The organism is Burkholderia perseverans (assembly GCF_022870505.1).
In the GTDB taxonomy this organism is placed as follows: Bacteria; Pseudomonadota; Gammaproteobacteria; order Burkholderiales; family Burkholderiaceae; genus Burkholderia; species Burkholderia plantarii.
The window spans coordinates 1,367,329-1,380,263 of record NZ_CP045093.1; the positions used below are offsets into that span (position 1 = coordinate 1,367,329).

Annotated in this window: 8 protein-coding genes and 1 riboswitch; of the genes, 5 read left to right on the top strand and 3 right to left on the bottom strand. The window is 72.1% G+C overall.

The window, feature by feature from the left end; translation table 11 throughout:
• The first annotated feature begins 6 nt into the window (after nucleotides 1-6).
• The 5 genes from BpN12_RS05765 to BpN12_RS05785 all read left to right on the top strand — a co-directional run bounded on the left by BpN12_RS05765 (nucleotide 7) and on the right by BpN12_RS05785 (nucleotide 10,226).
• Nucleotides 7-951: a transglutaminase family protein gene (locus tag BpN12_RS05765; protein ID WP_246794326.1), complete on the top strand. Its 945-nt coding sequence runs from the start codon at nucleotides 7-9 to the stop codon at nucleotides 949-951.
• A 313-nt stretch (nucleotides 952-1,264) separates the two neighbouring features.
• On the top strand, nucleotides 1,265-4,756 hold the full coding sequence (locus BpN12_RS05770) for a transglutaminase family protein (RefSeq protein WP_246794327.1): 3,492 nt from the start codon (nucleotides 1,265-1,267) through the stop codon (nucleotides 4,754-4,756).
• A gap of 206 nt (nucleotides 4,757-4,962) precedes the next feature.
• Complete coding sequence (locus BpN12_RS05775) at nucleotides 4,963-7,578, top strand: circularly permuted type 2 ATP-grasp protein (protein ID WP_246794635.1); 2,616 nt, start codon at nucleotides 4,963-4,965, stop codon at nucleotides 7,576-7,578.
• Between the two features lie 338 nt (nucleotides 7,579-7,916).
• Complete coding sequence (locus tag BpN12_RS05780; protein WP_246794636.1) at nucleotides 7,917-8,876, top strand: transglutaminase family protein; 960 nt, start codon at nucleotides 7,917-7,919, stop codon at nucleotides 8,874-8,876.
• Nucleotides 8,877-9,344: 468 nt separating this feature from the next.
• Nucleotides 9,345-10,226, top strand: coding sequence for a PhzF family phenazine biosynthesis protein (locus BpN12_RS05785; protein WP_246794328.1), 882 nt, complete (start codon nucleotides 9,345-9,347; stop codon nucleotides 10,224-10,226).
• Between the two features lie 134 nt (nucleotides 10,227-10,360).
• Here the strand turns inward: BpN12_RS05785 and BpN12_RS05790 are convergent, their stop codons facing one another.
• The 3 genes from BpN12_RS05790 to BpN12_RS05800 all read right to left on the bottom strand — a co-directional run bounded on the left by BpN12_RS05790 (nucleotide 10,361) and on the right by BpN12_RS05800 (nucleotide 12,759).
• Entirely contained in the window at nucleotides 10,361-10,738 is a 378-nt protein-coding gene (locus BpN12_RS05790) for a hypothetical protein (protein ID WP_246794329.1), read from the bottom strand.
• A 42-nt stretch (nucleotides 10,739-10,780) separates the two neighbouring features.
• Nucleotides 10,781-10,889: riboswitch (SAM-I-IV-variant riboswitch) on the bottom strand.
• Between the two features lie 131 nt (nucleotides 10,890-11,020).
• A complete protein-coding gene (locus BpN12_RS05795; protein WP_246794330.1) occupies nucleotides 11,021-12,178 on the bottom strand; it encodes a DNA topoisomerase IB in 1,158 nt (385 codons plus the stop codon).
• Nucleotides 12,178-12,759, bottom strand: a complete 582-nt coding sequence (locus tag BpN12_RS05800; RefSeq protein ID WP_246794331.1) for a type 1 glutamine amidotransferase domain-containing protein — start codon at nucleotides 12,757-12,759, stop codon at nucleotides 12,178-12,180. The genes BpN12_RS05795 and BpN12_RS05800 overlap by 1 nt, the downstream gene beginning before the upstream one ends.
• Between the last annotated feature and the right edge of the window lie 176 nt (nucleotides 12,760-12,935).

The window sequence follows — 12,935 nt, forward strand, 5'->3', positions numbered from 1 at the left end:
GCTGCCATGCGACTTGCGATCCGCCATATTTCACGCTTTCGATTCGACGATCACGCCACCCACGCGCTGCAGCGCCTGCGCCTGCGGCCGCCGAGCGGCCCCGGCCAGACGGTGCGCGCCTGGCAGGTGACGATCGACGGGGTCGAGCCGACCGTCGGCTACGCGGACGGCCTCGGCAACCGCATCGACCTGGTGCGCCATGATCGCGGCGAGCGGCCCGAGGTGGTCGTGATCGCGGCCGGCGTGGTCGAGACGCAGGACCGCGCCGGCATCGTCGGCGGCGCCGACGACTACGCCGTGCCGTGGATCTTCGAGCGCACCACCGGCTTCACGGAGGCCGGCGAGCGCGTGCGCGAGATCGCCGCCGCGCTGCCGCTCGAACACCACAGCCTCGACGCGCTGCACTGGCTGATGTCGGAAGTCCACGCGCGGATCCGCTACGTGCCCGAGCTGGCCGATGCCGACACCGACGCCGAGCGCGCGCTCGAAGCCGGCGAGGGTACCAGCCGCGACCACGCGCATGCGTTCATCGCGGTGGCGCGCGCGCTGAAGATTCCGGCGCGCTACGTGGCCGGCTATCTGCTGACGGACGGCCCGCTGCAGCGGATCGCCGAAACCATGCAGCAGTCGGGCGGCGCGCAGCAGTCGCAGCGCATGCAGCTCGACGCCGACGGCATTCGCCATCCCGCCGCGGACGCGCCCGAAGCGGTGGCGCGCCAGCAGCAGACCAGCGTCACGACCTATCCGCCGTCGGGTCACGCGTGGGCCGAGGCCTATGTCGAGGGGCTCGGCTGGGTGGGCTTCGATCCGTTCATGAACCGCTGCCCCGACGAGCGCTACGTGCGCGTGGCCGCCGGGCTCGACCACACCGACGCGCGGCCCGTGACGGGAATCGGCGCGGTGCCGGTGGCCGTCGAGATCAGCGTGATCCAGTCGCCCGAACTCGTCTGAGCCGGCGCGGTGGTGGACGTGGCGCGGACGGCGCGTGAGCCGGCGCGCGCCGCGCTTGCGTGGGCCGAGGGCATGCCGAGGCCGCCGGATGTCGAACGCCGCGCCCCGGATCCGCGCCGCCGCCTGAACCGTCTTGCCCGGAACCGCATCGCCCGAACCCGACCGTACCGCCTCGAACCGTCCGACTCCTAGCCGCCCGACGCCGAACCTGACCGCTCCGAACCGAATCGCCCGAACGCAACGACCTCGAACGCAGCCGCCCCGAACCCGATCCGCCGCATCGCCGACCTGAACCGAACCGATCGATCCAGACATGTCCATCCACGTCGCGCTTCACCACACCACCCGCTACCGCTATGACCGGCTGGTCGGCCTCGGGCCGCAGATCGTGCGGCTGCGCCCGGCGCCGCACTGCCGGACGCCGATCCTGTCGTACTCGATGAAGGTCGAGCCGGCGCAGCACTTCGTGAACTGGCAGCAGGATCCGTTCGCGAACTATCTGGCGCGGCTCGTGTTCCCCGAGCGCACGCGCGAGTTCGAGATCACCATCGATCTGGTCGCCGAGATGTCGGTCTACAACCCGTTCGACTTCTTCCTGGAAGAGTCGGCCGGCCAGTTCCCGTTCGACTACGACGCGGCGCTGCGCGAGGAACTGGCGCCGTATCTGGCCTGCGACGCGGCCACCGGCGCCTCGCCGGTGTTCCGCGACTATCTCGCCGGCATCGATCGCACGCCGGTCGCCACCATCGATTTCCTGGTCGCGCTGAACCAGCAGCTGCAGAACGACATCCGCTATCTGGTGCGGATGGAGCCCGGCGTGCAGACGCCCGACGAGACGCTGCGCCATGCCTCGGGCTCGTGCCGCGACAGCGGCTGGCTGCTGGTGCAGCTGTGCCGGCATCTGGGCCTTGCCGCGCGCTTCGTGTCGGGCTACCTGATCCAGCTCGCGCCCGACGTCAAGGCGCTCGACGGCCCGAGCGGCACCGAGGTCGATTTCACCGACCTGCACGCGTGGTGCGAGGTCTACCTGCCCGGCGCCGGCTGGATCGGCTTCGACCCGACCTCGGGCCTGCTGGCGGGCGAGGGGCACATCCCGCTCGCCTGCACGCCGCAGCCCACCAGCGCCGCGCCCGTCGAGGGGATGATCGACGACTGCGAGGTGGAGTTCGAACACGACATGAGGGTCACGCGCATCTACGAATCGCCGCGCGTGACCAAGCCCTATACCGACGACCAGTGGGCCGGCGTGCTGGAGCTGGGCGCGGCGGTGGACGCGCGGCTCGCGGCCGGCGACGTGCGGCTCACGCAGGGCGGCGAGCCGACCTTCGTGTCGATCGACGACCGCGACGGCGCCGAATGGAACACCGACGCGCTCGGGCCGACCAAGCGCGGCTACGCCACCTCGCTGGTGCAGAAGCTGCGCGCCGAATACGGCGCCGGCGGCTTCCTGCATTTCGGCCAGGGCAAGTGGTATCCGGGCGAGCAGCTGCCGCGCTGGGCGCTGTCGGTGTGCTGGCGCAAGGACGGCGAGCCGGTCTGGCACGATCCCGCGCTGTTCGCCGACGAGCGCGAGCCGTCGGCCTATACCAGCGCCGACGCCGAGCGCTTCATCCGCGCGCTGGCCGAACGGCTCGGGCTGTCGGGCGAGCACATCCGGCCCGGCTTCGAGGACGTCTGGTACTACCTGTGGCGCGAACGCCGCCTGCCGGTGAACGTCGATCCGTTCGATTCGCGCCTCGACGACGAACTCGAACGCGCGCGCCTGCGCAAGGTGTTCGACCAGAAGCTCGACACCGTGATCGGCTACGTGCTGCCGCTCAAGGCGCTGCCGCCGTCGCCGTCGTTGGCCGGCCCGCGCTGGGAGACCGGCCCGTGGTTCTTCCGCGACGAGCGCATGTACCTGATTCCCGGCGATTCGCCGATGGGCTACCGGCTGCCGCTCGACTCGCTGCCGTGGGTCAGCGGGACCGACTATCCGTATCTGGTCGATCGCGATCCGTTCGCGCCGCGCGAGCCGCTGCCGGGCGCCGAGGCGCTGCGTGCGCGCTATCTGGCCGCCGCCGACGCGCCGCGCTACCTGACCGGGCAGCCCGATCCGTGGCTGGCGGGCACGCCGCGCACCACGCTGCAGTCGCGGCTCGACGGGCAGGGGCGCGCATTCGGCGCTCCCGACGGTGGCTTCGACAGCGGCGCCGTCGGCCACGGCGCGCCGCGTGCGTTCGACGCGGCGCCCGCGCGCGACGCCGCCGGCTCGCGCGAGCCCGGGCGCTTCGAATCGGCGTCCTGGATCACGCGCACCGCGATGTGCGCGCAGGTGCGCGACGGCGTGCTCTACCTGTTCATGCCGCCGCTGGCCGCGCTCGAGGATTATCTGGACCTGCTCGGCGCGATCGAGCTGACCGCGCGCGCGCTCGAGGTGAAGCTGGTGCTCGAAGGCTACCCGCCGCCGCGCGATCCGCGCCTCTTGGTGCTGCAGGTCACGCCCGACCCCGGCGTGATCGAGGTGAACATCCATCCCGCGCACGATTTCCCGCAACTGGTGCAGCAGACCGAATTCCTCTACGACGCGGCCTGGCGTACCCGGCTGTCGTCGGAGAAGTTCATGATCGACGGCCGCCACGTGGGCACCGGCGGCGGCAATCACTTCGTGCTGGGCGGCGCGACGCCGGCCGACAGCCCGTTCCTGCGCCGCCCGGACCTGCTCGCGAGCCTGATCGGCTACTGGCACAACCATCCGTCGCTCTCGTATCTGTTCTCGGGCCTGTTCATCGGGCCGACCAGCCAGGCGCCGCGCGTGGACGAGGCGCGCAACGACCAGCTCTACGAGCTCGACATCGCGTTCGGCGAGATCGCGCGCAACAAGCTGCTGTACGGCCAGGACATGCCGCCCTGGCTGGTCGACCGCGTGCTGCGCAACCTGCTGGTGGACGTGACCGGCAACACGCACCGCAGCGAGTTCTGCATCGACAAGCTCTATTCGCCCGATTCGTCCACGGGTCGGCTCGGGCTGCTGGAGCTGCGCGCGTTCGAGATGCCGCCGCACGCACGCATGAGCCTCGTGCAGCAGCTGCTGCTGCGCGCGCTGGTGGCGCGCTTCTGGGACGCGCCGTACACCACGCCGCTCACGCGCTGGGGCACCGCGCTGCACGACCGCTTCATGCTGCCCGCGTTCGTGAAGATGGATTTCGACGACGTCATGACCGAGATGCGCGAGGCCGGCTTCGGCTTCGACGCGGCCTGGTTCGCGCCGCATTTCGAGTTCCGCTTCCCGCTGTTCGGGCAGGTGGCGGTGCGCGGCATCGAGCTGAACCTGCGCGGCGCGCTGGAGCCGTGGCACGTGATGGGCGAGGAGGGCGCGACGGGCGGCACGGTGCGCTACGTCGATTCCTCGCTGGAGCGGCTCGAGGTGCGCGTGAGCGGGCTCAACGACAACCGCCACGTGGTGACCGTGAACGGCCGCGCGCTGCCGCTGCAGCCCACCGGCGCGGCCGGCGAGTACGTGGCCGGAGTGCGCTACAAGGCCTGGGCGCCGCCCTCGGCACTGCATCCGACGATCGGCGTCCACGCGCCGCTCACGTTCGACATCGTCGACACCTGGATGCGGCGTTCGCTCGGCGGCTGCCGCTATCACGTCGCGCATCCGGGCGGGCGCAACTACGCGACGTTCCCGGTCAACGCCTACGAGGCGGAAAGCCGGCGGCTCGCGCGCTTCGTCTCGATCGGCCACACGCCCGGGCGCATGGACGTCGCGCCGGCCGCGCCGAGCCGCGAGTTCCCGTTCACGCTCGACTTGCGGCGCGAATGAGGGGCGGCGCGGGCAGGCGCGCGGGCGCGGAGGCCGGCATGCTGCGATGCGTCGGGAACGTCACGGCGGGAATGATAGGATGCGGGCTCGACGGGCGGCGCGCGTCGCGGCCTCGGGGGCCGCGGTCGCGCCGGCGTGCCGCCCTGGACTGACGAAACGACATCGTGCTTCTCCAAATTACCGACGACCTGGCCGCCGACGACGCCATGCATACGCTGTTCGACACGGGATCGACACAGGACGCCGCCGAGCTCGGCGCGGCGCTCGCCGCCCCGGCGGTGACGGGCCGCTACGACGAGCTGCGCGGCGGCGCCGCCGCGTTGCAGACGGCCGCGCTCGCGCCCGTCTGGCGCGAATTCTTCATGCAGCTCGGCAGCGTCGGCTTCGCCGACCTCGACCGCCGCGCCGAGGCGCTCGAACGGCGCATGCGCGAGAACGGGCTGGCCTACCAGCTGCACGACCAGCACGCGGCCGGCGGCGCCGCGCGGCCCTGGTCGCTCGACCTGCTGCCGATGATCGTCGCGCCGGCCGACTGGGCCGTCATCGAGCGCGGCGTGCTGCAGCGCGTGCGGCTCGCCAACGCGATCCTCGCCGACATCTACGGCGAACAGACCATCCTGAAGGAAGGGCTGCTGCCGCCCGCGCTCGTCACGGGCCACCCCGGCTATCTGCGGCCGATGCGCGGCGCGGCGATTCCGGGCGGCACCTGGCTGCATCTGGCCGCCTTCGACCTGATGCGGATGCCCGACGGCCAATGGCGGCTCGTCGCGCAGCACACGCAGGGGCCGACCGGGCTCGGCTATCTGCTGGAGAACCGGCTGATCGTCTCGCGGCTGTTCCCGCGCGCGTTCCGCGGGCTGCGCGTGCAGCGGCTCGCGGCCAGCTATCGCGCGCTGCTGCACAGCATGCAGGACCTGAGCCCGGCCGGGAAAAATTCGCGGATCGTGCTGCTGACGCCGGGCCGCCACGCGCCGACCTACTTCGAGCATGCCTATCTGGCGCGCTATCTCGGCCTCACGCTGGTGGAGGGCGGCGACCTGACCGCGCGCGACAACCATGTCTACCTGAAGACGCTGAGCGGGCTGGAGCCGGTACACGGCATCCTGCGCCGCGTCGACGACGAGTGGCTCGATCCGCTCGAACTGCGCCCCGATTCGATGCTCGGCGTGCCGGGCCTGCTGCAGGCGGTGCGCGCCGGCAACGTGCTGATCGCCAACGCGCCGGGTTCGGCGTTCCTCGAATCGCCGGGCGTGCTCGGCTTCATGCCGAAGCTCGCCGAGCGCATCCTCGGCGAGACGCTCGCGCTGCCCGCGCTGCCGACCTGGTGGTGCGGCGAGGCGGCCGCCTGCGCCGACGCGCTGCCGCAGCTCTCGCGCGCCATCATCAAGCCGGCCTATCCGCCCGGCGCGCAGGCGGGCGGGCGCTTCGATCCGGTGATCGGCGCGCGGCTCACCTCGCAGCAGCTCGCCGACTGGCGCGCGCGGATCGCCGCGCATCCGGCGCATTACGTGATCCAGTCGGACCTGCCGCCGTCGCAGGCGCCGACCTGGCCCAGCGCGAGCGGCGCGCATGCCTACGAGGGCGGCGCGCGGATCGTGCCGAAGCCGCTGCTGCTGCGCGTGTTCGCGCTGGCCGACGGGGCGGGCTCGTGGCGCGTGCTGCCGGGCGGGCTGTCGCGCGTGGGCACGCGCGACGAGCTGTTCAACGCGCCGATGCCGCGCGGCGGCAGCAGCGTCGACACCTGGGTGATGACCGAGGGCGCGATCGATCCGACCACGCTGCTGCAGACCCATCTCGGCCCCGACGACCTGATCGCGCGGCCGCGCACCATTTCGAGCCGCGCCGCCGAGAACCTGTTCTGGCTCGGCCGCTACACCGAGCGCGCGGCGAACCTCACGCGCCTCGCGCGCGCCGCGTTCGAGCGGCTGCGCGGCGAGGACGATCTCGACAGCCCCGCGCACCTCGAACTGCTCGACGCGCTGTGCCGCGAGAACGGCCTGATCCCGTCCGGCACGCGCTCGGCCGCCACCTCGCCGCGCGAGTTCCAGCAGACGCTGGCGCGCGCGCTGTCGCGGCGCGCCGACCCCGGCTCGGGCATCGCCGCCTGCGTGTTCGGCATGCGCGGGGCCGCCGCCGCGATCCGCGAGCGGCTCTCGCGCGACCAGTGGCGGCTGATCGACGACGCGACGCAATGGTTCGACGAAAGCGCCGGCGCCGAGGACGAGCCCGAGGAGCAGCTCGGCAACGCCGCGCTGCAGATGCTCGACCGCCTGAACCTGCTGCTCTCGGCGATCACCGGCGCGCAGACCGACAACATGACGCGCGACGACGGCTGGCGCCTGCTGTCGATCGGCCGCCAGATCGACCGGATCGATTTCCTGTCGGGCGTGCTGCGCTTCGCGTTCGAGGACGGCGCGGTGACCAAGCAGGACGGCTTCGAACTGGTGCTGGAGCTGTTCGACAGCACCATCACGTTTCGCTCGCAGTTCCAGCGCTGCTTCGACGTCGCGCCGCTGATCTCGCTGGTGGTGCTCGACGGCGACAACCCGCGCTCGCTCGCCTGGGTCGTGCAGAAGATGCAGGGCCGACTGACCAAGGTCGAGCATGGCGAGGGCTATGCGCTGTCGGATCTGTCGGAGACGCTGCCGGTGCCCGGCGACTGGTCGCTGCACGCGCTGTGCGAAACCGACGCGGACGGCCGCCACGCAGTGCTGCTCGAGCATCTGCAGACGCTCGGCCGGGCTGCCTGGGATCTGTCGAACCGGATCGGCGAACGCTACTTCAGTCATGTGCGGGAAGCAGGCAGGTCGTTATGGGGATGAACGCGAACGGCGCGGACGCGGTCCGGCACGCGCAGCGCGAGGGGCTGGACGGCGGAAATTGGCCGGGTGGCGAGGCGGGCGCGGCGCAGGCCGGCGCGCGCCGGCCCGAGGATGCCGCGGCGGCCGGCCCGGCGCGGGCCGTGACGGCCGAGGCGACGGCGGTGTCGGCGGCCGGCGCGTCGCGTGACGCGGCGCCGGCCGGTGGCGCGGCGCGGGCCTCGGGCGCTTCGGGGACCTCGAGCACGGCCGCGGCGCCGGTAGCGGGGGCGGCTGCCGGCACGACGGCCGCCGCGGCCACGGCCACGGCCGTCGCGAGCGCGCAGCCGGCCGCCTCGGCGGTGGCGCCGCGCACGCTGCGCGTCACGCACGACACGCATTACCGCTACGCGGCGCGCGTCGAGTCGGCCCAGCATCAGGCACGGCTCCGGCCGCTCGACCTGCCGCGCCAGCAGCTGCTCGAGTTCGCGATCGAGATCGAGCCGCGTCCGGAGGACATGGGCGCCGGGATCGACGCGTTCGGCAACCAGCGCACCTCGTTCGCGCTGAACCAGCCGCACGAGGAACTGTTCGTGCGCAGCCGCAGCCTGGTGCGCGTGAGCCCGCCGACGCTGACGGCCGGCAAGCGCGGCGAGCCGCCGCCCGCGATCGCGAGGCCGGCGCCGGGCACCGCGAGCGCCTGGGAGACCGTGCGCGAGACGCTGACGTTCCGCGCGGGCCAAGCCTACGACGCCGCGAGCGAATTCGTGTTTCCGTCCACCCACGTGGCCTGCCACGCCGACCTGGCCGCCTACGCGGCGCGCAGCTTCACGCCGGGTCGGCCGCTCGTGCAGGCCGCCTGGGACCTGATGCGCCGCATCCACGCCGAGTTCGCCTATACGCCGAACAGCACCGACGTCAACACCACGGCGCTCGACGCGCTCGCGCTGCGCCGCGGCGTCTGCCAGGACTTCGCGCACGTGATGATCGGCGCGATGCGCTCGCTCGGGCTCGCCGCGCGCTACGTCAGCGGCTATCTGCTGACGCAGCCGCCGCCTGGCCAGCCGCGCCTGATCGGTGCCGACGCCTCGCATGCCTGGGTCGAGGCGTACGACCCGGCATGGCCCGAGGACGGCGGCTGGCTGCAGCTCGATCCGACCAACGATCGCGCGCCCGGCAACGACTACGTGATGCTGTCGGTCGGCCGCGATTACGCCGACGTCACGCCGCTGCGCGGCGTGATTCGCGGCGGCGGCGCCGATCAGGTGCTCGAGGTGGGCGTCACGGTCGAGCCGCTCGACGAATCGCCGGCGGCCGGCTGAGATCCGGCGCGTTTCCTTTCGCGTAGCGCGCATGGCCGCCCGCATGCCCGCGCCGACCTGACGAATGCCCGACACATCACGCCGCACTCGCGGCGCCGCCCCGATTCGCCGTTCACCGGCGCCGTCATGCATCCGGCAATGAAACGTCCGGTCTCCCCGTCGTCAATCCGCCGCGACAGCACCCGATGGCGTGTTTTGCCGAGCTTCCCGCGTGGTGCGATACTGGCGCCTGCCGGAGCGGACGGTCGGTCTCGAAGGCGCGACTGGCGCGGTATCCGACTGATGAAAGCCCGCCGCGCCGCCTCGCTGGCAGACCGCTTCGACCGGCTCCGTCGCCACGCGGGCCGGCTCGTGCCCGCGCGGCCAATCCGGACGTATCACGGCGCGCCGCGCCATGGCACGCGCGCGTTCCCGGCCGCATCGTCGCTGCTGGCCGGGCAGCATCACAGGCATAGGAGTCATAGGCGCATGATCAGGCAAGGGGCGGGAGTCCAGGCATTCACGGCGAACGGCGAGCGTGGCAACGCCGCGTTCGTGTTCGCCACGCAGGCACACGAGCGCGTCGATATCGACGCCTGCATCGCACTGTCGGCGCAGCTGCAAAGCGAGGTCGCGTGGCTGCGACGCGATCCGGGCGTGCCGGGCCTCGGCCTGCGCTTCTTCACGCCGGGCGGCGAGATCGCGTTCTGCGGCCACGGCGTGCTGGCGTCGGCCGCCTGGCTCGACGCGTTCGACGGCGAGCGGGCCAGCCACGCGTTCGAGGTCAGCGGCGCGGCGGTCTCCGTCAAGCGTGACGGGGCGGGCCGCTGGTTCTATCTGCAGGATGAAGGCAGCTCGGAGTCGGTCGATCTCTGGCTGCTCGACGACGCGCTGCGCGCGCTCGGCCTGACCCACACCGATGCCCTGCGCGCGGGCGGTGCGAAGCTCTCGCGCACGGTGGGCGCGCCGCGCGAGAAGCTGCTGCTCGAATTGCCCGATGCGCTGCTGCTGGGCGAGATCGACCTCGATCCGGCGCGTCGCGACGCGCTGTGCGAGCGGCTCGGGACGACCGGCATCTACGCGTTCGCCGTGAAGGACCGGGAGCAGCCGCGCCTGGCCGCGCGCCATTTCGCGATCCGGGTCGGCACGCAGGAAGACATGGCCACCGGCAGCGTGGCGCCCACCGTGGTGCGCCACGCGGGGCTGTCGGGCGAGACCGGCGACGTCGTGATCGACCAGGGCGGCCCCGGCTGCAACAACGCGCGGCTGTTCGTGTCCGCCGCGATGTTCGGCACCGCGCGGCGCGTGGCCGGCGAATGCGTGATCGGACCCGAGGCGCCGCTCGTCGGCATCGTCAGCACGGTGTCCTGAGGCGGCGCGCGGCGTGCCGGGGCGACCCGCGCGCCGTGCCGCGCTCTGTATCCATTCCCCTTCGGAGCCCGGGCGCAGTCCCGCCGCGCCGAACCGTTCTCTGAATCCTTGAGTTCCGCCGGCCGCTTATTCGGTCACTCGGTTGTGCAGCGCGAGCGCGTGGCCGGCGCGGGCAGTTCGTCGGCGGCGGCGGCGCGCACGAAATGATGCTCGAGACGAATCCGCAGCACGCCGTCGAGCCCCAGCAGCTGTTCGCGCAGCGCCCGGGCGCGCCGTTCGCCGATGCCCTCGAGCACGATCCGGTGGGCGTCCACCTGCCGGCAGCGCACCACGACGATGTCGCCGACCCGCGCGTCCTGCTCCCGCAGATGGCCCTGCACGCGCGCGGCGACCTGCCGGTCGGCAACGGAGACGAGATGGAGGATGTGGGTCAGCCTGAAACCCGGCAGATAGAACGAGGAATCCGCGATGAGCTCCGCGACGGGTTGCGGGCAAGGCTTGGGGTGGTGCATGAGGGCTCCGGGGTGAGGGGTGTTCGAACCGGTGCCAGCCATGCCGTCCCGTTTCGTTGCCGACTATCGGCCGCATCGCCTGATGGCTTCCACCTTGCCCGGGTAGGCAGGTTGGCGTCGGAAAACAGACCTCCGACTCTTGATGCATGCGACATGATAGGAAAAAACCGCGCGCCTGCCAACCGGGAACTGGGGGCGGACTCGCGTGTGCCGTTCCGTATCGGTCGGGAACCGGCGCGCGCCCGTCGTCATACCGCGTACCGACGGGCTCGCCGGCCGCGTTCAGCCGTGCAGGGCGGCCGCGACGGCGCGCGAGGGGCGGACGGTGGCCGGTGCGCCACGCGGCGGCCGGCGCGCCGTGGCACCGGCCTTCGCGCGCCGCGCCGTGAGCAGCAGCAGCGCCGCGAACCGCGCCTCGTCGCTGCGCAGGCCGCGCGGCACCGGGCAGGGGCCGAGCAGGCACAGTTCGCCGGCCTCGAAGCTGTCGAGCACCACCGGATGGATATAGCAGCGCCGGCAGACCGCCGGCGTGTTGCGCAGCAGCGTCGCGACCGCGCGCACCGTCTCGACGATCTGCTTGCGCGCGCTGGTGGCGTCGCGCCACTCCATGCGCCGCAGCGCCGTCAGCGCGAGCACGCTGCCGGCCCAGGTCCGGTAGTCCTTGGCGGTGAAATCGGCGCCGCTGGCCTCGCGCAGGTAATCGTTGATGTCGGCCGAACCGACCGCGTGGCGCGTGCCGTCGTCGTCGACATACTGGAACAGGTCGTGGCCGGGCAGCTCGGCGCAGCGCAGCAGGATGCGCTTCACGCGCGGATCTTCGATGCTCACGTCGTGCGCGATGCCGCTCTTGCCGGTGAAGCAGAGCCGCACGCTGGCGGCGCGTACCTTCAGGTGGCGCTTGCGCAGCGTGGTGAGCCCGTAGGAGTCGTTGTCACGCGCGTATTCGGGGCTGCCGATCCGCACCAGCGTGGTGTCGAGCAGGCGCACCACGGTGGCCGCGACCTTGTCGCGTGACATGCCCGGCTTGGCGAGATCGCGCGTGACGCGCGCGCGTATTTTCGACAGCGCGCGGCCGAACGCGGCCATCCTCGCGTACTTGTTGGCGTCGCGGATTTCGCGCCATAACGGGTGATAGCGATACTGCTTGCGGCCGCGCGCGTCGCGTCCGGTCGCCTGCAGGTGGCCGCGCGCGTCGGGGCAGATCCAGACGTCGGTGTAGGCGGGCGGGATCGCGAGCGCGTTGATGCGCGCGATTTCGCCGGCGTCGCGAATCCGCGCGCCGTCGCGGTCGTAGTAGGCGAAGCCGGCACGCGTGCGGCGCCGCGTGTAGCCGGGGCGCCGGTCGTCGACGTGCCGCAGCGCGGCGCCCGCCGCTGCCACCGGCGTCGGCGCCACGCGGGGCGCCCGCGGCCCGGCCGCTTTGCGCCGCCGCGTCGCCATCAGGCCGGCTTCCCCGCGCTGCCGCTCTTGCCGGCCTTGGGCCGTGCGGCGAGGCTGTCGATCAGCGTCGAGACGAACGCATCGAGATCGTCGGGCTTGCGGCTCGTGATCAGGTTGCCGTCCTTCACCACGCGCTCGTCCACCCACTGGCCGCCCGCGTTGCGGATGTCGTCCTGCAGGCTCGGCCAGCTCGTCATGCGGCGGCCCTCGACGATGCCGGCCGACACCGGCAGCCAGCCGCCGTGGCAGATCACGGCGATCGGCTTGTCGGCCTGGTGCGCGGCGGTGACGAACTCGCGCGCGGCCGGGATCATCCGGATCGCGTCGCCGTTCACCACGCCGCCCGGCAGCACGACGGCGTCGTAGTCGCCGGCCTTCGCCTGCTCGAACGTCAGGTCGACCTTGGTGCAATCGCCCTTGTCCACGTGCTTGAATCCCTGGATCTCGCCGGGCTTTTGCGAGATCACCTCGACCGTCGCGCCTTCGGCCTTCAGCGCGCGCTGCGGCTCCGTCAGCTCGACCTGCTCGAAACCGTCTACGGCCAGAATCGCGATCCTGCAGTCATTCAGCTTGCCACTCATGGAAACCTCCTTCATCGATGGGGCGGCATCGTTCATGCCGGGGATGAAGGGAATCAGCAAGCACCGTGCCGCCACGGTGGCATGCCTTGGCGCGCCGGGCTGCCGTCGATCCGGCTCGTCCGGAGCGGTAGTTTTTTCAAGCGACTGTCATTTGTGATGCAAGCCCCGCCGCCATG